At 40.2% G+C, this 21,054-nt stretch carries 20 protein-coding genes; 7 read left to right on the top strand and 13 right to left on the bottom strand.

Features of this window, described 5'->3' with window-relative positions; genetic code table 11:
• Positions 1 to 11: 11 nt before the first annotated feature.
• Complete coding sequence (locus ISP07_RS18385; RefSeq protein ID WP_209328494.1) at positions 12 to 665, bottom strand: peroxiredoxin-like family protein; 654 nt, start codon at positions 663 to 665, stop codon at positions 12 to 14.
• A gap of 106 nt (positions 666 to 771) precedes the next feature.
• Here ISP07_RS18385 and ISP07_RS18380 point away from each other — a divergent pair, with 106 nt between their 5' ends.
• The 5 genes from ISP07_RS18380 to phnW all read left to right on the top strand — a co-directional run bounded on the left by ISP07_RS18380 (position 772) and on the right by phnW (position 7,628).
• Complete coding sequence (locus ISP07_RS18380; protein WP_194442436.1) at positions 772 to 1,647, top strand: LysR family transcriptional regulator; 876 nt, start codon at positions 772 to 774, stop codon at positions 1,645 to 1,647.
• 85 nt (positions 1,648 to 1,732) lie between these two features.
• Positions 1,733 to 2,293, top strand: a complete 561-nt coding sequence (locus tag ISP07_RS18375; RefSeq protein WP_138600045.1) for an RNA polymerase sigma factor — start codon at positions 1,733 to 1,735, stop codon at positions 2,291 to 2,293.
• Complete coding sequence (locus ISP07_RS18370; protein WP_209328493.1) at positions 2,290 to 3,360, top strand: FecR family protein; 1,071 nt, start codon at positions 2,290 to 2,292, stop codon at positions 3,358 to 3,360. Before ISP07_RS18375 ends, ISP07_RS18370 begins: the two co-directional genes overlap by 4 nt.
• A gap of 125 nt (positions 3,361 to 3,485) precedes the next feature.
• Positions 3,486 to 6,392, top strand: coding sequence for a TonB-dependent receptor plug domain-containing protein (locus tag ISP07_RS18365; protein ID WP_420706874.1), 2,907 nt, complete (start codon positions 3,486 to 3,488; stop codon positions 6,390 to 6,392).
• A gap of 141 nt (positions 6,393 to 6,533) precedes the next feature.
• The gene (gene phnW / locus ISP07_RS18360) at positions 6,534 to 7,628 is read left to right on the top strand and encodes a 2-aminoethylphosphonate--pyruvate transaminase (protein ID WP_209328491.1); all 1,095 of its coding nucleotides are present in this window, start codon (positions 6,534 to 6,536) and stop codon (positions 7,626 to 7,628) included.
• Between the two features lie 56 nt (positions 7,629 to 7,684).
• Here phnW and ISP07_RS18355 read toward each other — a convergent pair whose 3' ends face one another.
• From ISP07_RS18355 to ISP07_RS18325, 7 genes are all read right to left on the bottom strand, one after another.
• Positions 7,685 to 8,371, bottom strand: coding sequence for a UTRA domain-containing protein (locus tag ISP07_RS18355; protein ID WP_209328490.1), 687 nt, complete (start codon positions 8,369 to 8,371; stop codon positions 7,685 to 7,687).
• 64 nt (positions 8,372 to 8,435) lie between these two features.
• A complete protein-coding gene (locus ISP07_RS18350; protein ID WP_209328489.1) occupies positions 8,436 to 8,996 on the bottom strand; it encodes an HD domain-containing protein in 561 nt (186 codons plus the stop codon).
• Between the two features lie 12 nt (positions 8,997 to 9,008).
• On the bottom strand, positions 9,009 to 10,403 hold the full coding sequence (locus ISP07_RS18345; protein ID WP_209328488.1) for an FAD-dependent oxidoreductase: 1,395 nt from the start codon (positions 10,401 to 10,403) through the stop codon (positions 9,009 to 9,011).
• Positions 10,403 to 11,212 (bottom strand): phosphonoacetaldehyde hydrolase, encoded by an 810-nt coding sequence (gene phnX / locus ISP07_RS18340; protein WP_138625376.1) that lies wholly within the window; start codon positions 11,210 to 11,212, stop codon positions 10,403 to 10,405. Before phnX ends, ISP07_RS18345 begins: the two co-directional genes overlap by 1 nt.
• Before the next feature lie 20 nt (positions 11,213 to 11,232).
• Positions 11,233 to 12,537, bottom strand: coding sequence for a DUF5690 family protein (locus tag ISP07_RS18335; protein WP_209328487.1), 1,305 nt, complete (start codon positions 12,535 to 12,537; stop codon positions 11,233 to 11,235).
• A 48-nt stretch (positions 12,538 to 12,585) separates the two neighbouring features.
• A complete protein-coding gene (locus ISP07_RS18330) occupies positions 12,586 to 15,399 on the bottom strand; it encodes a TonB-dependent receptor (RefSeq protein ID WP_209328486.1) in 2,814 nt (937 codons plus the stop codon).
• 139 nt (positions 15,400 to 15,538) lie between these two features.
• Positions 15,539 to 15,937: an ExbD/TolR family protein gene (locus ISP07_RS18325; protein WP_055021032.1), complete on the bottom strand. Its 399-nt coding sequence runs from the start codon at positions 15,935 to 15,937 to the stop codon at positions 15,539 to 15,541.
• A gap of 290 nt (positions 15,938 to 16,227) precedes the next feature.
• Between ISP07_RS18325 and ISP07_RS18320 the strand changes: the two genes are divergently transcribed.
• Both ISP07_RS18320 and ISP07_RS18315 read left to right on the top strand, forming a co-directional pair.
• Positions 16,228 to 17,205 (top strand): catalase family peroxidase, encoded by a 978-nt coding sequence (locus ISP07_RS18320; RefSeq protein WP_209328485.1) that lies wholly within the window; start codon positions 16,228 to 16,230, stop codon positions 17,203 to 17,205.
• A gap of 188 nt (positions 17,206 to 17,393) precedes the next feature.
• On the top strand, positions 17,394 to 17,843 hold the full coding sequence (locus ISP07_RS18315; protein WP_209328484.1) for a GNAT family N-acetyltransferase: 450 nt from the start codon (positions 17,394 to 17,396) through the stop codon (positions 17,841 to 17,843).
• A 255-nt stretch (positions 17,844 to 18,098) separates the two neighbouring features.
• On the opposite strand, the gene ISP07_RS18310 is transcribed toward ISP07_RS18315, so the two are convergent.
• The 5 genes from ISP07_RS18310 to ISP07_RS18290 form a co-directional block, all read right to left on the bottom strand.
• Entirely contained in the window at positions 18,099 to 18,725 is a 627-nt protein-coding gene (locus tag ISP07_RS18310; RefSeq protein WP_209328483.1) for a hypothetical protein, read from the bottom strand.
• Positions 18,726 to 18,778: 53 nt separating this feature from the next.
• Complete coding sequence (locus tag ISP07_RS18305; RefSeq protein WP_187490461.1) at positions 18,779 to 19,282, bottom strand: hypothetical protein; 504 nt, start codon at positions 19,280 to 19,282, stop codon at positions 18,779 to 18,781.
• 105 nt (positions 19,283 to 19,387) lie between these two features.
• On the bottom strand, positions 19,388 to 19,750 hold the full coding sequence (locus tag ISP07_RS18300; protein ID WP_187490462.1) for a hypothetical protein: 363 nt from the start codon (positions 19,748 to 19,750) through the stop codon (positions 19,388 to 19,390).
• A 133-nt stretch (positions 19,751 to 19,883) separates the two neighbouring features.
• Entirely contained in the window at positions 19,884 to 20,459 is a 576-nt protein-coding gene (locus tag ISP07_RS18295; RefSeq protein WP_187490463.1) for a hypothetical protein, read from the bottom strand.
• 112 nt (positions 20,460 to 20,571) lie between these two features.
• Positions 20,572 to 20,961 (bottom strand): hypothetical protein, encoded by a 390-nt coding sequence (locus ISP07_RS18290; protein ID WP_209328482.1) that lies wholly within the window; start codon positions 20,959 to 20,961, stop codon positions 20,572 to 20,574.
• Between the last annotated feature and the right edge of the window lie 93 nt (positions 20,962 to 21,054).

Genomic DNA, 21,054 nt, shown 5'->3' with positions numbered 1-21,054 from the left:
AAAATACTTTTTTAAACATGATTTAGTGCCTTAACTGCGTTAAGAACATCTAAAGGCTCTGCTCTTAGAGTGTAATCTTCATGGGCAAATGCAAATTGAATTACCCCTTGGCTATCAATAACGTAGGTTGCTGGTAATGGTAATTCGTAGCTTTCGTCACCATTGACTTTTGGAATATCTAAACCAAGTTGATCGTAAACAGGGATCAAGCGTTCATCCAAAGTGAATACCAAACCACACTTTTTAGCCAATGAGTTAGACACATCAGAAAGCACCGTATAAGCTAGCTCGTTTTGCTGTTGGGTAGACAGTGATTCATCAGGTAACTGCGGCGAAACAGCAACTAACTGTGCATTTTGATCAGCAAATGCTTGTTGCATAGTGTTAAGTGCACGTAGCTCTAAATTACAATACGGGCACCAGCCACCACGGTAAAAACTCAGCACAAGCGGGCCTTTAGTTAGCAATTCAGTCGAGCTGATTTGTTTGCCCTTGCTGTCGGGTAATTCAAATGCTGGAAACTTATCACCGACTTTTAAAGCATGTTCACTTAATTGTTCAGCAATTAGTTTTTCAGTCGTTACATCCATCAAATTTAAGATATCAGCTGGGACATTGGCTTTCTTTTGCACTTCAAAGGCGTCGATTTGGGTTTTTAAAGACATACATGCTCCAATCATTTTTTACAATTAGTAGCAAGTATAGAGTTTTAAATATTTATATATACAATACAAAACTGAAACCTAAATTCGAAAATATTGAATCAAAGCCATGTACAGTTTATGTGATTTAGAAACCTTTATTGCTATAGTTGAAAACCAAGGTGTAGTTGCCGCCGCTAAAGCTCAGGGCCTCTCACCAGCTACGGTAAGTCATCGCTTAAGTAAGTTAGAAAAAGCGTTAAGTACTGTATTGTTGTTTCGTGATAGTCGGCGAATACGCTTATCACCAGCAGGAGAGCTGTTTTATCAACGTGCTGGTGCCATTTTAGAAGCCTTGTATGATGCTGAACATCAAATTGGCGCGCGGGGCTCAGCAGTGACAGGGCTTTTAAGAGTTACTATGCCGCCTTGGGTCTTCTCAAAATTTGTGATGCCTGAGCTTGGCCACTTTGAACAGCAATATCCCGACTTAAAGCTCGATTTTATGATCACAGATCAATTCGTGAATATTGTGGATGATGCCCAAGATGTGGCTATTCGAGTTGGTCAGTTAGCAGATTCAAACCTGCTTTCTCGTAAGCTGGTTAGTAACTCTCGTATTTTGTGCGCAGCACCGAGCTATATTGAAAAATATGGGCAACCAAAATCGGTGGCTGATCTTAAAGACCATTACTGGGTGTGTTTGCCATGGCAGCGACAGCTTAAATTTAGCGAAGGCGGACAAGTCATTAATTATAATGCGAGAACGCGTTTTACTGTATCTAATTCAGATAACATGACACAGGCTGCGATTGCAGGCCATGGCATAGCGATTAAATCTTATATTGCAATTAAAGACGATTTAGCCGAAGGGCGGTTAATTGAAGTACTCCCTAATAGCCTTGTTGATGCTGACGCGCCAGTGTGGTTTTTAAAACCACAAAACAGCCTAGTGACGCGCAAAACAGAGGTTTTTTATGAGTTTATGAAATCTTTGTTTACTTAAGGTACAAAAACTTAACAAATGGCTTGTAATTAAACTGAAATCTCGTACCCTAAAGCAATAAAAATATAATAAAGGTGAGTTAAGGATGACAGAACAAACTGGGGTTATCACCGCTTTTACCGAGATATCGAGCAAGCTTAGGCGCTTTGTATCACGTATCGTCAGCCCTGATGATGTAGAAGATATTGTGCAAGAGACGTTTATAAAAAGTTATGAAGCTGATCTTAAGCAAAATATCGAATATACTCACAGTTACATGCTGAAAACGGCTAAGCATTTGGCGCTTAATCATATTGCTAAATGGGACAATAAATACAAAGAATCGTTAGATGAACAACAGCAGGTTGAGCATCACATGCGTTCAATGGCACTTGAAGATGAAGTGACTTCTAAAGAGCGTTTTTTGTTTTTTTGCCGAGTGACTAACGAATTAAGCCCTCAGGTTAAAAAATGTTTTATCTTAAAAAAAGTCTATGGCTTAAGCCAAAAGGAAATTGCAGCTAAAATGGATCTCAGCGAGAGTACTGTTGAAAAACATATAGCCAAAGGCTTATTACATGTTCACCGAGCAATGAAATCACACGACGTACAACCACAGGCATTTACCCCAACCACAGAGTTCACTGCAAAAGAGGTGAACAAATGAGTAATGTTCATCCATTTTCATCAAAAGACATGATTCAAGAGCAAGCGAGTCAATGGATCAGTGCAATTGATCGTGGCCTATCTAAAGATGAAGTAAGCCAATTACATTTGTGGGCTCACCAAAGTGCGGCTCATCAAGAGGCATTATTTGAACTTGCGACCTTATGGGATGAAATGAGTGTACTTAACGAGTTAAGTAGCTTATTTCCTTATAAAGCACCGCAAAAACAACCAGCAGTGTTTGGTATGGCAACCGCCGCAAGCTTTTTAGTGGCAATGCTGCTTGGTTCTATCATGCTTATCTATTCAAGCTATTGGCAAAGTGAAGAAAACGATTACGCCAAATTTAGCAAAATTTACCGCACCAAAGTGGGTGAGCAAGCTGAATTTGTGTTACCAGACAGCACTATTGTTCAGCTTAATACCAATACTAAACTCGAAGTTGCCTATTCAGGCGATCGCCGGCAGTTGATTTTGAGCCGCGGTGAAGGGCGCTTCAATGTTGCCAAAGATCCGAGCCGTCCGTTTACGGTTATTGCTGGTGATAAATCATTTACTGCACTTGGTACAGTGTTTAATGTGCAGCGAAATACTGCTTCAGACTTAGAACTAGTGGTGACTGAGGGCAAGGTGATGATTGCTGATCCGAGTACGCAGGTTGATGCTCGCGACTTTAATCGTTTAAAAGATGCCTCAGATAACAGTGCAGATATTAAAGCACTTCGCGCTAATGTTGTTGTATCTGGTGAGAAAGCACTAATAAAACAAAGTAAAACTGAGCCAATTAAACAGTTATCGGTTGATGACGTACAACGTGATTTGGCATGGCAACAAGAAATGCTGATTTTTAATGGCGAGTCTTTAGGCGAAGCACTGCAAGAGGTAAGTCGTTATACTGCCACACGTTTTGAATTAAATGATCCTGAACTTGCCTCTTTAAAAGTGGCTGGTGTTTTTAAAACTGGCGACATTAAAGGTTTGCTTGATTCTTTACAGGCCAACTTAGGTGTAGAACATCAACGTTTAGGTGAACATCGTGTTAGCTTAACTATCGCTGCAAAAGGTTAGTTCTGCCCATGAGAATACGCCAATGTAATGATGTTAATTGTGCGCCACCTTCTCGTCACAAAAAATTAATTAAAAAAAAGTTAAATTTACATAGCGGATTTTTCTTCCTCACTTGTTTGTTTAAATTGCGCAGTAAGCAATTGCCGTTGTTACCTGCCTCTTTTGTGATTTATGGCCTCACAGCAGGCCAAATAGCAATAGCGGCTGAAAAACAGATGCTGCAATTTGACATCAAAGCGCAACGAGCTGATTTGGCGTTAATCGAATTTGCAAAGCAAACCGAACAAACAGTCATTTTTTCTTTCGAATTAGCAAAGCAATATCAAGCGCAATCTGTGTTTGGCTTTTACACCAAACTTGATGCACTGAATGCGATGCTAGAAGGCACTGAGCTCGATGCGGTTGTTGATCAACAAGGCTTGCTGAGTATAAAACTCAAACAAGTAGATAGGATAGATAATAACATGATCAAAGTATCAGGGGTCAGCGCTGCAGTCGTGCCATTACTGCTTGCCGCCAATACGCAAGCGTTAGCAGAAGATCAATCAGCAGAACAAAACATCGAAAAAATTGCCGTTGTCGGTAGCCGTGTAGCAGGACGCTCGGTTGAAGATTTACCGGTTCCGGTTGATATTTTAAGTGCCGAAGCACTCGAGAATACAGGTCAAACAGAAGTAGGCCGTATGCTTCAGGCTATTGCACCGTCTTTTAACTTTTCAAGCTCGTCTATCAGTGATGGTACTGATGCACTTCGCCCTGCAACATTACGTGGCTTAGGGCCTGATCAAACCTTAGTTCTTATCAATGGTAAACGCCGCCACCAAGCGAGCCTTATTCACATTAATACGTCAGTTGGTCGTGGTACGGCGGGTACCGACATGAACGCTATTCCTGCTGCTGCAATCAAACGTATTGAAGTATTACGTGATGGTGCTGCTGCGCAATATGGTTCAGATGCCATTGCAGGTGTCATTAATATCGTATTAAAAGACGCTGAAGAGGGCGGTAAAGCGGCTATTAATTACGGTGAGTATTCAGAGGGCGATGGCGAAACTGTAACTGTTGATTTCAACAAAGGTTTTGCTTTAGGTGATGAAGGTTATTTGAATACTACTATCAACTACCGTGACCGTGCGCCGACAAACCGTGCTGGCCTTCATGGCTCATGTCAATTTTACGGCTGTACTGAACTTGATGATGGTACGCTTTTAGCGGGCGACCCACGTGAGTTAACAGCACCTCGTGATACGTTTAGAATTGGTGATGCAGATTCACAGCAATTTGCTCTAACCGTTAATACAGGCTATGAGCTTGCTGGTGGTGAGCTATATGGCTTTATCACTTATTCAAATCGTGAAAACGAATCAGCAGCGTTTTTCCGTCATAACGCTAATGCTAATGGTAACCCTGTATTACAAGATGGTGATGCAACCATTCCTATGGGTTTCTTACCAAAAATTAATACTGTAATTGATGACGTGTCTTATAACTTTGGTTATAAAAAATCGTTCGATAATGACTCAAGCATTGATTTATCGTACACCTACGGTGAAAACAGCATTGATTACACAACTAGTGACACTATCAATGGCTCTTACGCTAACTACCTTCGCTATGATCAAGGTTTAACGGCTGATGAAATTCGTGCCACTATCCCGCGTTCAGCGTATGCATATGGCCTTGAATTATCACTGCAAACTTTAAACCTTGATTACACTAAAGATTACGATAACTTCTCATTAGCACTAGGTGCTGAGCTTCGTACTGATGAGTTCCGTATTCTTGAAGGTAGCGAATACGCATACCGTGATTACGATACAGTTGATGGTGTGAGCATCTATTCTGGCTTGAATGGCGGGGTTGGTAGTGTTGACGCTGCAAGCGGCACGCAAGGTTTTGGTGGTTCAGATCCGGCATCATCAGTTGATGAGTCGCGCGATGTGATCTCATTCTATATGGATGCAGAAACCTATGTTATCGATGATGTAATTATTTCAGGTGCGGTACGTTATGATAACTACAAAGGTTTTGGTGACACAGTTAACTTTAAGTTAGCAGGTAACTGGTCTGTCACTGAAGATGTGTCTCTACGTGGTGCATTAAGCACAGGTTTTAGAGCACCTTCTATGCAACAACTTTACTTTAATAACGTAAGTACACAGTTTGTTGTAGGCGATGACGGCAGCTTAGTGGCTGAGCAAGTAGGTACGTTTAGAAACGACAGTACCTTAGCGCAATCAATTGGTATTCCTCAGCTAAAAGAAGAGAAATCACAAAACCGTAGTTTAGGTATTGTGTATAACGTAACCGACAATATCAATTTAACCATTGATTACTACTCGATTGATATCGACGACCGTATCGTTATTTCTAACCGTTTAGGTAAAGGTTTATCAGATACGCTAGATGCTGCACTTGAAAGCTCAGGCGCAGGTGCGGGTCAGTTCTTCTTAAATGGTGCAGACACAGAAACAGAAGGTGTTGATTTAGTTGCCACATGGAACACAGAAGGTCTTGGCGGTACGCTAGATTTCACCTTTGCTGCTAACTTCACTAAAACAGATGTAGTTGATTTATTTACGCCATCAGGTAGTGGCCTTGAGACTATTCCGGTAGAAGATGTGTTTTCTGCTCAAGAAACATCAATTATTGAAGAATGGCAACCAGAAGACCGCATTAACTTAAGTGCGCTTTACCGTTTAGAAGATTGGACTGTAAACCTATCTCTAAACCGTTACGGCGAATACACAGTTGAAGATGGTGGCCGTCAAACATACGGTGCTGAAATCTTAACTGATGTTAAAGTTAACTACTTCTTTAACGAAAACCTGTCATTTAACATTGGTGCAAATAACTTATTTGATGTTTACCCAGATAAGAACACCATTGGTAATTCACGCTCGGGTAAGATTGTTGATGCTAGCGGCAACACAATTGTTTCAAGCCCTGGTGTATTCACTTACTCACGTCGTTCAGCACCATTTGGTTTTAACGGTGCGTACTACTACGTAGGTGCAGAGTACAAGTTCTAAACTCCCTTTAGATTCCTTTATTATTTAACTTGCAAAGGGCCGTTAGGCCCTTTTTTAGTGCAGTCATAAAAACTTCACTTTTTTTATTAACATAAATCCCTAATAATGTCTGGACTAGACCAGATTTAGGCGATATTAAAAATGAATGAATACTTACTGTTAACTCCTGGCCCATTAACAACATCGGATACTGTAAAACAAGCGATGTTAAAGGATTGGTGTACATGGGATGACGATTATAACTTAGGTGTTGTACAGGCTATTCGTAGCAAACTTGTAACTTTATCCACTAAAAGCAATGACTATACGTGCACATTAATGCAGGGCAGTGGCACTGCGAGTGTAGAAAGTGCTTTAGGTAGTTTAGTCGCAAATGAACATAAGTTATTAATAATAAACAATGGCGCATATGGTAAACGGATGGCAGAAATTGCCCAGTATTTAGGCATTGACCATTGTGTTTTAAATTACACTGAAACTCAGCTACCAAACTGTGACGACATTGAAAAAACACTCTTGAGCGATGAAAACATTAGTCATGTTGCAATGGTGCACTGCGAAACGACGACTGGCATGCTAAACCCAGCAAAGCAAGTTGGCGAACTATTATCACGCCATAACAAAGTGTATATTTTAGACGCTATGAGCAGCTTTGGTGGCGTACCGTTTGACTTAGCAGATTGGCACATTGATGTAATGATAAGCTCATCTAATAAGTGTATTCAAGGTGTTCCAGGTTTTGGTTTTGTTATTTGCAAACGTGACTTAATTGAAGACTCTCAGGGAGTTGCACGTTCGTTGTCACTTGATTTACATGCACAGTGGCAGTGTATGGAGAACAACCAAGGTAAATGGCGTTTCACATCTCCTACACATGTTGTACGCGCATTTCATCAAGCTCTTATTGAATTAGAACAAGAGGGGGGTGTTGCAGCACGTCATAAGCGTTATAAAAACAATCAGCAACTCTTAGTGACTGCGATGAGAGATTTAGGTTTTGAAACACTCTTAGATGAGAGCTTACATTCACCGATTATCACCTCATTTTACTCTCCAACAGCAAGTGGGTATGACTTTAAAGAGTTTTATTTGTTGCTTAAAAACCAAGGGTTTGTGATTTACCCAGGTAAGGCGTCAGATGCTGATTGCTTTAGAATTGGCAATATTGGTCATGTGTTCGAAAACGATATTACACGTTTAATTAAAGCAATATCAAACAGCAGATATTGGTTATAAAGAATGTTCACCCGTGTAAAGGCTTTGTTTAACAAAGCCTTTTTTCATTTATTGCCTTAGTGACCTTCGACAGTCATTTCAATGGCATTATGCAACCAATACTCAATATTGTAATCCACTAAACTTCCTAATTCATCAAAGCGTTTACGAATAACTTTTAAACAGGGAGTACCACTATTTTTTTGCAATACCTGTGCTACATCGTCAGGAAGGACAGTCACACTAATTGCGCACTGCTCATTGACTACATTTGTTGCGTATTGATTTGCCATTATTTGTGTTATCGAGCCATTTAGGTTGTGCTCAGCAAGGCCATCAAAACGCGCAGCATCACAAAAAATATCTTCAAACATCACTAAGCGCTCATCAAGGCTGCGGGCACGTTGCAAATGGTGCAAAGTTGATGCAGAAAATTCTGCTTTTAAATCATGATTGCTAATTTCTTGATGGCTCATCACTTGGGTATCAGCAACAAAGCCTTGTTGTTTTGCCAGTTCATAAAAGTTTACTTTAGTGGCAGGGTTCCACTTAAGTTTTGTTGGCGTTACAAACCAACCACGGCGCGTTTGGCTATAGATCAATCCTTCAGCTTCTAAACGAAGTAGTGCCTCACGGACTGTAATACGGGTCGAGTTAAATTGTTCTTGTAACAAACGCTCAGAAGGGAGCTTGTCACCCGTGTTCAGAGTCCCTTCGCTTAGTAATTGATGTATGTAATTTCTGATTTGTTGATATAAAAGCATACCGTGCCTTTTTGCTAAATACAGCTTTAGCTTAACTGATAATAAAGGGATTTATAACGTTTGATTATGAAATTAAATAGTTATCTAAGTAATCTAGCCAAAAAGAAAGTGGTTCAATATGCATATTTGGATCTTTTGCACAGTCGTCAAGTTCTCTTAATTGTAAAATTTCTTCAAAAAATGGCTGGGCTGCAAATTGATTAGCTTGTTGTAACGACAAAGGGCCACCTTGTTGTTGCAAGGTGAGTGTACTGGCAGGCGAAAGTGTTTGCTCATAATCTGCATTCTTTGCGACTAAATAGCGTTTAGCTTGAACATGTTGAGAAACCATGGAAACGACAGCATCATTAAAGTTATTTTCTTTTAAAAAAATAGCGCCAAGCTCACAGTGATTTACATATCCTTGCTTGGTCATAGTGAGATTTTGCTGCTGTGCGATTAAATGTCCAATATCATGTAAAAATGCAGCAACGACAGTATCAGCGCTTAATTTTTGCTGCAATGCAAGCCCAGCGCACTGGGCTGCATGAGAATACTGAGTACAAATTTCGTCATAGTGTTGGTAACCAAACTGCTCAAATAAATAACGGATCTGTGTAATTGTTTGTTGGTGTGTAATGGTCATCTTAAAAAAGCTCTACGATTTCATATCGACTTTTCCTGCGCTGCCTATGAGGCTGGCAAGATACGTATCTATTGGATTTACATGGGTGTTATTGTCTTCTGCTCGTTCTTTACGACGAATTGCATTACGAATTAGGTAAGCGCCGACAGTTCGAAAGGGCTCAACTACAAAGTTGTCTAATGCTTGATTTACAAGGCCACAGTGTTGCCAAACAGGTGCATTTTTTAAGATTAAAGCACACAGAATATTAGCCCCTAAAAAAGACTGTACGACGCCATTACCAGAATAACCCCCGGCGTAGATAACGTTTGCTTGATTATTCAAATGTCCAAAAAACGGGAAGCCAGTGACACTTCGGTCAGAAGGGCCTGTCCAAGTTCGATCAATTTCAAAATTATGGTTAGGGAAAAAGTGTGATAAAGAGTTATTTAATAGCGTTTGATAGCGACTCGGCTGCTCAAATTTATCACTCATTCTGTTTGCGAAGCTAAAATAATTTCCGCCTTTGCCTAGCATTAATCGACCATCAGTAGTGGTGCGGTAATAGTTTACAAAAATACGGGAGTCTATTATTGCAGCGCCATGATTGAGACTTAAATGCGCAAGGGTTTCAGGCATCGGTTTAGTAATTGCCATATCGCTTGAAACCAGCACGATATTGCGTTGAAACTGCGGTTTTAGGGTAGGGAGCCACGCATTAACGGCAAATACAAGATGATTAGCACAAATATTACCTTGGTTTGTTTCAACATTTAGAGGGGACTGTCCGCTATGTGCTTTGTATTGGCACTGTTCAATAATTTTAACGCCTAAACTTTCAGCGACCTGTTTTAAACCACGAACTAATTTTGCCGGCTGAATACTACCACCATGAGGTGAATAATGACCGCTAATATTGGCGGCTGACCCTGTATTGATGAGTGTTTGAGTATCACAGTGTTGCCACGCATTAAGATTATTATCCTCAAGCATTTTTATTGCGGGGGTTAACAAGTGCTTTTGTGCTTCATTTGAGGCGGTGTAATAACAGCCATCAATTCGACAATCGCAGTCGATACCATGCTGACGAACAAACTCTGCAATTTGATGAACCGCTGACTCAGACTCTTTGACTAAAAACAGTGCCTTTTCGAGACCAACTAACTTACTTAAACTGGGCAGCTTAGTTGACCAAGTTAACATTGCACCGCCATTTCTCCCTGATGCGCCTTGCCCGCAAAAGCCTTTTTCAATGATGGTAACTTTTAAATTAGCTTGTTGCTGCTTGAGTTTGATAGCAGTCCAAAGACCAGTAAAGCCACCACCTATGATACATACATCGCAATGGTGCTTTGTAGGTAATGAAAGAGGAAGCGCATAGGCTTCCTCTTGCATTGCGTTATCAAACCAAAAAGGTTGAAACTGCATTATGGGCGCTCCCCTCGGCTTAGCTTGGCATCAATCTCCATCAAAACAGTTTCAATATCAGCCAGCGAGTCAACCACGAAATGCGCACCTGCAGAGTACAAGCTTTGGTAAGCTTGACGTGTCAGTTGCTGCTTTTGCTCAGCACTACAAGCTTGCCACTCTTGTTCTGTTAAGCCGACAGCATTACCGCTTAATGCGAGGCCAATTGTCCACATTCCGGCATTCAAACCTTCTTCGATGCCGGGGGCAGAATCATCAATTTTGATACAGTTAGCGACTTTTTTAATGCCTAAAGCATTTACATTTTCAAGAGCCATCCAAGGGCCAGGGCGAGAGCCGGCTTTAAGGTCATCACTTGCTACCCAATGATCCGGTTGATAACCATAGTCTGCAGCGGCACTGACTAACACTTCCATAACTTGGCGAGGGTATCCCGAACAACTGCCTACTTTGATGTTTTGCTGTTTTAAGCGATTGATCACTTCAAGCGCACCAGGAATAGGCATTGCTCTGTCTGCTACTTTTGCCTTTTGCAATGGCATGAAAGTTTGATAGATGTGATCAATATCTGAGTCTGACATTGCTCGGCCAAACTGTGAGTGCCAGCGTGAAGCAACTGACTCCAATTTTCCAAGTGTGGCAATGTGATCCCATTTTCCCATACCCATTGGAATACGCGCTTCTGCAAGTGAAATCTCAAAGTCATAAGCTTGTTTAAATGCTTCAACAAAAATGGTGGTAGGGGCAACTGAGCCATAATCCACGACAGTTCCAGCCCAATCTAAAATGATAGCTTCTATGTTTTTCATAAGATTCTCTTTTAATTGTTTCAGGTAACAACCTGTTTTGAGTGATGAGTTCGAATAGGGGACAAACGTACTGTGAAATAACACAATGAACATGCAACTAAAGCGGCGGCTACAATGCCAACTAAGTAACAAGCGTTAATAAAGAAGTTAAGCCAACTGAGCTCAGGCATAGCAAATGTTCTGTACAGTAAGATACTGACAGAGCCAAGATAGCCTGCTGAATCAGCAAGATAGATTAAAAAACCTGCATTAGCGACAGAACCAACAGCTGAAATCATTCGGTCAAATAGAAAACAGTTATACGGGATGTAACTGATATAGAGACCTGAACCAAGTAATACCATCCACGCTTTTGCGGATATCATGTTAGCTTCGAAAGCAAAGGTACTCGACAATAACAAAGCGGCACCGAATAAAATAAAGCCGTGATTGACATAAAATGCGGTTTTGTTGTTTTTTACCAAAACCATCGCACCTAATGCGATAAGGACAATAAATGACATTCTGATCCCCGCGTAGGCGAAAATGGCAGGTTCTTCACCATGGCCAAGAGCTTGCCAAATTTCAGCTGCAAAATTGTCACGGAAATCACGAAAACCAGTAAACAGCATAAAGCTTAGAATGAGACAGCTAATACCAAACCAATATTGTTTAAAAAATTGCCAACGAGCTTTGCCATCCATAGGTAAGCGTTTTTGTCTTGCTTGTTCGTCCTCAATTGTTGGTTCTGGAATGAGGGTTAAGCATTTAACACTAAACAATAGCAGCGGGAAAAATAGCGCACCTGTCGCTGCAGGCATCCATAGCTCAGGTACATTTAGTGTATCAATAAGCCATTTGCCTACACTGCGAACAAGGCCTGATGCTAATATAAATGTGACACTCAAAATTGCGCCTAGAATTTCACTGGTTTTTCTTCCTTCAAGAAAGCTAAAAACAAGTCCCCAAATCATGCCTAGTGAGAGGCCATTAAAAAATAGCCAAATAACATTTAACCCAATCGGAGTGATAGCAAATAACACCAGCGATATTTCTGCAGCGGCAATAAGGCCAATAATTGTTAAACCTCGTTGCTGATGCTGCATCTCTGAAATAACTTTTATGCCAATAAATTTAGCGCATAAATAGCCAAAAACTTGCGCCAAAATCAGTGCAATTTTAAAGCTTACCTGCCAACTCGGATCGTCGAATTCAGTGTAACTATTTGCAGTGAATGGCTTACGAAATGCGTACATAGAAAAGTAAGTGAGAAATGCAGCACTGGCTGCAAATAACACAAAACCGGTTCCTTGCGCACGTTTAAGCCAATAAGGGTGTGAGAACATTAGGTATCCTTTGCGGGACAATGGCCCCGCATACAACTCAAAGACTGATTAGAACTGATAGTTAAAGCCAACCATGCCGCGTACACCGTAGTACTCTACTTGTAGAGGGCGGCTTTCATCGCCTAGGTAGTATTTAAGAGGCTCGTTGGTTAAGTTATTCAGTTCGAGGTAGACTAATGCGTTTTCGTTAAGCTGATATGACGTCGTAAAATCAACGCTTGTATTGTCGCCATAATAGCTGTCAAATTGTTTGCTGCTGCCGTGCTCTTCAATGTATTCACCTTTGAAGTTAACGGCTAATCGAGCTGCAAAATGCGTATTATCGTAATACACCGTAAAGTTGTAGAGACTATCTGCTTGGCGAGGAATTGAGACTTTGTCTGCGCGACCAGGAATCGTCATTTCTGAATCCATGAAGGTCGCATTAGCCATGATGCCAAAGTTATCTAGTTCAGGTGTAATAAAACCTAAATCACGATTAAACGCCACCTCGAGGCCTGCAAGCCATGCGCTATCCCCATTTTCAGGGCGAATAATATTAACCCCAGTGTTATTGCCGAACTCTCCTATAGAGCTACTTTGAAAAATAGGATCGGTAATATCTTTATAAAATACCCCCAGAGAAACTAACCCTAAGCGGTCAAAGAAGTATTCAGCCATTAAGTCGACATTATTTGAATAAGTCGGCTCTAAATTTGGGTTACCAGAAGTTAATTCGTTGTCTGCTTCTAAGTAAGTCGCCCCTGGCGTTAATGAGCCAAAGTCAGGACGAGCAAAAGAGCGAGTTAATGCGAGTCGATAATTGGTTTGGCTGTTAGGGTGGTAGGTTAAATGCAATGCAGGTAACACAGACAAGTAGTCATTGTTTGCTTTAACGCTTTCGACTTTATCTTCATCTGCAAGGTAAATATAACCGTCAACTTCGGTGTCTGTTTGAGTTAAACGAAGACCTGTTAGCATTTCCCAATTAGCGTTAATGGTATATGTTGCCATACCATATAAAGATGCATGTTGTTCATTAACATCAAAGTTTCTGCCAAGCGCTCCACCATTTTCGATTAAAGCAGATTCACTCTTATCAAGGACAAACTTGCCTTTATTGTTATTCCAAAAATTTGCTAAGTCATCAGTACTTGCAACTTGCGAAAACTGACTTTGATAATCGTAAGACAGCTCGCTTAAATAGTCACTTCGGCCCGGTTGGTCCGCTAATGTAAAATCACTCAGAGTAGGGGCTGCGCCATAGTTTTCAGTATCCCATGCATAAAATTCATCGCTGAACCTAGCAACGCGTTCTTTATCGCGATATTTTGCACCTACTTTAACAATAAGGTCGCTATTGAGCTGCCACTCAAAGTCTAAAGCGGCAACAATTTTATCTTTTTCATTCACCTTAATTTTATATAGTTCGACCCACGATAAGCCCATTTGGCTTGGATCAAACGAAAAGCCACTTGGTAGGTGAGTGCTGATTTGATCCCATGGATCTGAACCACCATCAATCGTGTTATAAGCGTAGTTTTTGCCCGTACCTCTGTCTTCAAGGCCTTCGTAACCGACATTTTTTTGGTCAAACCGAACTACAAAATAACTGTTATCTTCACTGTTAGGCGTGTTGCCATACCTAAATTCGTTTTCATAGCTAGATAAAGACCAATTTAATGTTTTGTCGTAGCCAAAGAAATGCTCACCAGCAAACTCAAAGCCCGTCATTTCTGTTATGAGCTCATTTCTAATATGTTGTAGCTCTGCTCTGTCTTTATCAAAACGCATACGATGCTTATAGTGCGTTTCATCGTCGATTAGTGTGCCGTACATGGCACTAGCACTAACATTGCCTTGTTCTAGCTGGTATTCAACAGAACCATTTAAACCGTAAGTTTCACGAGTTCCGGTGTAATCTCTTAGCTCTAAACGATAAATTCCTAAACCATCATTTCCTCGACGAGGCTCAAAGTTATCTGTTGCCCAGTCGCGTTGCCAAGCCGTTGCGTTAATTAAAAAACCTAACTTGTCATCTAAGATACGATCGCCATAAAGTAAGTTGGCAGAGTAGTTATTGCCATCAGCTAGTTCATTTTGACCGAGTGCTAAATTGGCATTAAATACGAAATCATCAGGTGCTTTTTTGGTTATAAAGTTAACGTTACCACCAATAGCATCTCCCTCCATTTCTGGCGTTAATGCTTTTGATACCTCTACAAATTCAATAAGCTCACTTGGGAAAAAGTCAAACGCAGTGGCGCGGCTGGTGGTTTCTTCTTCTGCAGTTGGTAATCGGTTGCCATTGATTGTTGCAGAGCTCCACTGCGCAGGTAAGCCGCGAACAGCAACAAATCGGCCTTCGCCTTGATCGCGTTCTATAGAAACACCAGGGATGCGTTGAACTGCTTCAGCTGCGTTACGGTCTGGCAACTTACCGATGCCATCAGCCGAAATAACATTTTTAATATTTTTAGCATTTTTTTGGCTATTGGCCGCAGCCATTTCACCACGTTGAATTTGACCAACAGCAACGACTTCTTCAATGGTGTTAGCTGAATTATCCATCACAATAGGAGACAGTAATTTAACTTCATTGTTGCTTATCTCAACATCCACAATCTGGCTGCTATAACCCATATACGAAACTTCAAGTTGGTAGCGACCTGCATCTAATTTAGCAAGCTCAAACTTACCATCATAATCAGTCACTGTTGATTGATTTGTGCCAACGACTTTAACCAAAGCACCTGGCAAGCGATTACTATGATCTGTGATAGAGCCTTGAATTTTTGCATCAGTGGCAAAAGCGGTATGCGCTGATAAAAATGGGTAGCTGCACAAAAAAACAGCTGTGCTGAGTGTACGTCGTTTAATCATCTGTTGAGCCTCTTATTTTTAAATTAATCTGGACTAGACCAGATTTGTTGCAGACAATAATAGAGAGGCTTTTTTACAAAGATGTGACGGTTTTTTATTTTTAATATTAAAAAAGGGTCAAATGACCCTTTTAGGTAAGTTATAGAGACGTGCTTATAGAAATTGGCACATCTTGATATTGTTTTATTTTATCAAGCAAGGTGACCAAGGTTTTGTGGCTGCTTTGCTCACTTGCTGTTACTTGCACATTGGTCATTTCAAACTGTGCGGCAAATAACGCAAGGTTAGCGATTATCTGCTCTGGTGTGATAAGCCGGTTTGCAAAGTAAATACTGTCGTTTTCAGTAATAGTAAATTGCGCTTGTTTTTTAGGGTTTTCAAGACTTGGTTTTGCTAAAGGGCGATTGACTTCAATAGCGCGCTCTTTAACAAATGAGGTTGTGACGATAAAAAATATCAGCAAGATAAACACAATATCGAGCATTGGAGTCATATCTACATCAGCGTTTGCAGTGGTTTTTTTATGTTGTTTCACCATAATTAGGTCCTTGTTGTTTTTGACCAAGCCACAAAATTTACGATTAAGTGGACTAGCCATAGTCGTGATTAATACCACGGATTATTTTTAAAATGCTGGGCGCCACAGCAGTTTTTAGGATCCTAAATTTAAAGTTAGCAGCTTTTAAAAAAATGGTAGTTAAATAAATATTCTAAGTTTATTAAATGTTTGTAGCGTTTTTGTTGGTAAAAATATTTATTAGCTTTGATGAAATGATTTTCAGGTTAGTCTGGTCATTTTTGTTGGAACTAAGTTTAAAGGATGGATAAATGCTAAAAATTAAGCCTTTAGTTTGTGCTATGTACCTTGTTTTACCAACAGCAAGTTTTGCTGAGCAACCAGTAAACGGGGAAGATTTTATTAATTTATTTGAAAAGCTTTCAGGAAAGCAGCCCGGTATCAGAAAAGGTCACGCCAAAGGGGTGTGCGCTGTCGGCACATTTACACCTAATCAAGCAGCAAAGCAGTATTCAATTAGCCCTTTATTTAACGCACCGTCAAAAGCAAATATTCGCTTTTCTATGGGCGGGGGTAACCCTAATGCTGATGAAACATCACGTTCTCCACGCGGAATGGGGGTGCAGTTTGTACTAGAAAATGGTGATGTACACAATATTGCAGGGCTAACTACGCCGGTATTTGCAGGCAATAGCCCAGAAGCGTTTTTTGGCTTGCTAAGTACCTTAGTACCTGACGAAAAAACAGGGCAAATCGATTTTGCAAAAGTAAAAGCATACAGAGAGCAAAACCCGAGTACCTTAGGGCAATTTAATTGGCTGCAAAGCCATAACCCGCCAGCATCGTATGTGTCTTCGCGTTATTTTGGTGTGCATACCTTTTACATGGTTGATGAAAAGGGCGCTAAACATGCCTTTAGATGGACCATGGTGCCAGAAGAGCCAGAACAGGTGCTAACAGAAGAGCAAATGAAAACCTTCCCTAAATCATTTCTGGCTAAGCGACTTGAAGAAGATTTAGCAAAAGGGAAGGTTCATTATCGTTTTCAAGCTGAATTAGCTGAGCCGGGTGATACATTAACTGACCCTTCAGTGCAATGGCCTGCGGATCGCAAAACAATTAATTTAGGAAAACTCACCATAGAATCAACAGGTGAGTCAGGCTGCGACCTCACAAATTATGACCCAAATCTACTATCTAAAGGCTTTATGCCAAGTGATGACAAAGTACTTAAATTACGCTCAACAGCCTATGCAATTTCATTTGCAAAGCGTTTAACAGGGAAATAAAAAAACTAAATCGCTTGGCGGTGCTCCCGATTATTTGATTACCAAATAAACTTGGTGGTTTAACGACCAAGCGATTTTAATTTAAAAGTTGTCGTAAATAGTTAAAGTCATATTTTTCTATTATGTATTGTTTTTATTCACTTTACCCATATCTATACATTTATTAAAAAATAAATAAAGGGAATTTTATGAATGTGACTTTGCGTGATGTTACGAAGGATAATTGGCTGGATGTAATTCACTTAGAAATAACTAAAGAGCAAGAGGATTACGTAGCGTTAAATTCAGAGTCTATCGCTGAATCAAGCTTTTACCCTCATTATGTTAATCGAGCAATATATCGTGAAGATGAGGTTGTCGGTTTTATTCAATATTACCAAGAGCTTGAAGAAGGGCTACCTGATGAGTTTTACATTGCTCAGTTTATGGTTGATGTAAAATATCAAGGCCAAGGTATAGGTAAAATCGCAACAGAATTAGTAATTAACGAGATGAAAAAAATTCCAGAATGTAAAAAAATAACCATACTCTACATGCCTGGCCACCATACGATGCGCAAATTTTATTCTCAGTTTGGTTTTACGGTGACCGAAGAGGACGATGAAGACGGTGTTGTAATGGAACTTGATGTTAAATAGCTGGAACGCTCTTTTTGGGGAGCTTAATTATCATCAACCTAAATTATACCTTGTCAGGTTTTATTGGTGGGCTTTGATAAAATCTGACAGTCTTATATACGCGACAAGCAGGCTGTCGGCTAAAATTGTTTTTGCTCATAAATGAGTTAGAGCCGAAGGACGGCTCTGTATAAACGAAGGGCATTGGTAACGCCGCCAAAAAGGGCCGATTGTAGCGGAACGTAGAGGAGTGTTGTTTTGATGGCCTTGTTAGCTTTACATCTGCTGGAAATCGCCACGTGCTTTTAAAACCCCTTGTTGCTTTAGAAAAAATAGCTCATTCAAATAATTGCCATAAACCGCTGTAGCTCTGTTACCACTAATGTTGTAGTAAGGCTGCGGAAACCACACTTCAATTTCTTCTTGTTCATAACCAGAAATATCAAACTCTACTGGTGAGTAAAAATCAATTTTAACTGGTTTAATTGTTGTGTTCGCATTATTTGAATGAGTGTAATCATAGGCAGCGTATGCACCAGCCCAAACACCTGATTTTGTTTTATATACGGGAGTAAATTGGTATTTTGAATGGTAATACTTTCCATCATGTAATACGACATAAAGAAGAACGTGGTCGTATTCTGAGAATAGGGGAACACCGTAGTGATCAAATACCGTAAATTCTATTTCTGTACCATGATATGAGCCCTTAAAGGGTTTTATGATCTGGTATTTCGCAAGAAATTTACTATCAAATGAACTTTTATTTTCTTTGAGTTTTGCTGTAACAGGAGTCAGGCTAATTTTCTTGCCAACAAAAACAAAGTATTCACTATCTTCGCTCTCAGCTAATAGCTGGCTAGAGAGAAATAATGAAATGAAAAACAATATGAATTTATGCATGATCTACCTTGTAAAGCTAAGCATTATTGGGTCCTGTTGAACAGCTTTTTAGGTTACCGCAAACCACAAAAGCTTTCAGGTGCTTTTTTATAAGCTGGAGATGCCTGAATTGAATCTTCTACAGATTCCACGAGTGCTTTTAATAATTTTGGCGTAGGCTCTATGAAATTTGAGCAGTTGCAAGACCAAGATACAGTATGACTGTCATCACCAATTTTTAGATATAGAGTTTTAGTTGGGCAAGGAGCACAAATCTCTATTCTTTCTATATCCTCAGATGAATCTAGTGCCACTTTTTTTCTGTGTTCAATTGAGTTAGGTAATTGGAAAAAGTTTATTTTATCTGCTTCGTGAATAATTCTCTCAATTTGAATTGTAGAAAGCTCTAATTTCTCTGAGTATTTGCCACGATCACTGCACAGTTGTTTTTTGTATTCTTGTCTGTAATAGTCGTATGTCTCAAAGACATCTTGATAGTGCAGTTCAAAACTTTCAATTTGAGGACTTGAACTGCACCCAATTAACAAAGATGTGAGCAGCAAATATATGTGCTTCATAGGAAACCTAACGCCTAAATATGAGGCACATAGAGGCAGGCTACAATGGCGAATCCGCCAGCCTGTTTGTGCCCCAGACCGCCTGCGGGCGTCATAATTTTTTTGTTAGCAGTCATTGTTTAAGCCACCACTTAAGCTTTTTAATACTCGAAGAAGACTAATCGTAACTAATACGACAGCTACTGATGGGGAGTAAACCAGTAACAATTCAATTAAAGACAAAGTATCGTTTTGCTGATAGCTATACTCTGATACGACACCGGATAGGATACTTAGAACCAGCACAGCTAAGCAAGAATAGGCAAGCAGACGAGAATCTTTGGAGTTAATGCGGCGATTTAACTTAATTGAACTTACTAGCAAAGCGATGAAGCAAGCACAGATTACGAGGGCATCTAAGGCGTAAAAAAGATACTCCAGTAAAGTAAAACCGTACATTTCATATATTACTTCTTCAAAAAATTCCATTTAACTAAATCCTAGGACCTGATTGATAACGCTCAAATAAGTGGCACCAAGACAATGCGATCTTTTTGCGCCACACTTGGCGAAGCCAGGAGCAAAAGAAGCGTTGGCCTTGGTGTCCTTCTTAATTTGCTTGTTATACACCGTTTGCACAGTGTTTTGTGATAAACCCTTCCACCATTGCCTCATATGATTCAAAAGCTGGATTATGAGGATGGACGCGACCAACAAATACATTTTTGTCACTTCTATAGATTTCCAGTGACTCGGAAAACTTATTGCAGCCATTAACTTTATCATTGTCCGTTAAGAATGCATTGCCCATTGCAAATAGAGCCTTCGATACGCCCCAGTAATCCCCATCTTTTTCAAATGCTTCAGCTGCGAGTTTAAAGTGTTCAATGGATTTACCTGCTGTCGGGTCATACTCGTTATGTTTTGTATAAAAATCTTTGTGGTATCTATAACTTCTACTTTTGTAATACAGCCCTAAAAAGGTATGCGCCTCAGCTACCCCATACAAATTATTAGATTTTTCTAAATCAGCGAGGGCTTCAAGCCCAAGCCTTTCAGCAGCTAGCCCCCGATCTTCAGTATTCATCAATTCATAGGCGTAATTTAATTTTTTCATTGGATCACTGGTATAGGGTACGCCCGCAGCAGCACAGCCCAATAAAGTAATTGTAAAAAGTGAAATAATGATTAGCTTCATGCTCAAATATCCCTAGGTGTATAACGCCTTACTAATAGGCGCACAAATGCTTGGCAAAAATTAGCGACGAAGGAGCGCAAGCCAAGCGTTTTGCGTCCTTTTTAGTAACTTGTTAGGTTTCGATTTTACCGTTTCCAAATATCAAACTCTCACATACAACATCATAAATCTCGTCGTAAAACATAATTTGATAATGCTTGCATTTGGATAAGTGCGATTGATTAAATGATGCCAACCAGTCTGAATCTAATATCTCGTGAACCGCTGCGTTAGTGTCTCCGTTCGCAACTATATTTCCGTGCACTTCATCACTAGACATAGAGAAAGCTTCGACATTTTCTAGCGTCAAATGCTTGAGGTTTTCGGGAACATAAGCATCGTCAGGGTTGAAATACTCAAAACCTAATAGGACTACTCCGTTTCGCTTCCAACGAACATTTTGTAACTCTGGGCCTCGACCATCGTGATAAAAATATTCTTCAGAAATTGGCTTTATCTTCATACTTTCCCTAGAAACCTAACATTTTAGTATTTATGCGACACGCAGTTTGTGTTGCATAATCGCTTGTTGGACTGAGCCGCTACCTGCTCAGTG

This window comes from Pseudoalteromonas sp. PA2MD11 (genome assembly GCF_017808125.1).
Taxonomy (GTDB): Bacteria; Pseudomonadota; Gammaproteobacteria; order Enterobacterales; family Alteromonadaceae; genus Pseudoalteromonas; species Pseudoalteromonas simplex.
This window is presented reverse-complemented; position numbering and strand designations above follow the sequence as displayed.

Bases quoted from the DNA above. Each gene is read 5' to 3' on its own strand.
- ISP07_RS18385 (WP_209328494.1), bottom strand. From the start codon at position 665: ATGTCTTTAAAAACCCAAATCGACGCCTTTGAAGTGCAAAAGAAAGCC.
- ISP07_RS18380 (WP_194442436.1), top strand. From the start codon at position 772: ATGTACAGTTTATGTGATTTAGAAACCTTTATTGCTATAGTTGAAAAC.
- ISP07_RS18375 (WP_138600045.1), top strand. From the start codon at position 1,733: ATGACAGAACAAACTGGGGTTATCACCGCTTTTACCGAGATATCGAGC.
- ISP07_RS18370 (WP_209328493.1), top strand. From the start codon at position 2,290: ATGAGTAATGTTCATCCATTTTCATCAAAAGACATGATTCAAGAGCAA.
- phnW (WP_209328491.1), top strand. From the start codon at position 6,534: ATGAATGAATACTTACTGTTAACTCCTGGCCCATTAACAACATCGGAT.
- ISP07_RS18355 (WP_209328490.1), bottom strand. From the start codon at position 8,371: ATGCTTTTATATCAACAAATCAGAAATTACATACATCAATTACTAAGC.
- ISP07_RS18350 (WP_209328489.1), bottom strand. From the start codon at position 8,996: ATGACCATTACACACCAACAAACAATTACACAGATCCGTTATTTATTT.
- ISP07_RS18345 (WP_209328488.1), bottom strand. From the start codon at position 10,403: ATGCAGTTTCAACCTTTTTGGTTTGATAACGCAATGCAAGAGGAAGCC.
- phnX (WP_138625376.1), bottom strand. From the start codon at position 11,212: ATGAAAAACATAGAAGCTATCATTTTAGATTGGGCTGGAACTGTCGTG.
- ISP07_RS18335 (WP_209328487.1), bottom strand. From the start codon at position 12,537: ATGTTCTCACACCCTTATTGGCTTAAACGTGCGCAAGGAACCGGTTTT.
- ISP07_RS18330 (WP_209328486.1), bottom strand. From the start codon at position 15,399: ATGATTAAACGACGTACACTCAGCACAGCTGTTTTTTTGTGCAGCTAC.
- ISP07_RS18325 (WP_055021032.1), bottom strand. From the start codon at position 15,937: ATGGTGAAACAACATAAAAAAACCACTGCAAACGCTGATGTAGATATG.
- ISP07_RS18320 (WP_209328485.1), top strand. From the start codon at position 16,228: ATGCTAAAAATTAAGCCTTTAGTTTGTGCTATGTACCTTGTTTTACCA.
- ISP07_RS18315 (WP_209328484.1), top strand. From the start codon at position 17,394: ATGAATGTGACTTTGCGTGATGTTACGAAGGATAATTGGCTGGATGTA.
- ISP07_RS18310 (WP_209328483.1), bottom strand. From the start codon at position 18,725: ATGCATAAATTCATATTGTTTTTCATTTCATTATTTCTCTCTAGCCAG.
- ISP07_RS18305 (WP_187490461.1), bottom strand. From the start codon at position 19,282: ATGAAGCACATATATTTGCTGCTCACATCTTTGTTAATTGGGTGCAGT.
- ISP07_RS18300 (WP_187490462.1), bottom strand. From the start codon at position 19,750: ATGGAATTTTTTGAAGAAGTAATATATGAAATGTACGGTTTTACTTTA.
- ISP07_RS18295 (WP_187490463.1), bottom strand. From the start codon at position 20,459: ATGAAGCTAATCATTATTTCACTTTTTACAATTACTTTATTGGGCTGT.
- ISP07_RS18290 (WP_209328482.1), bottom strand. From the start codon at position 20,961: ATGAAGATAAAGCCAATTTCTGAAGAATATTTTTATCACGATGGTCGA.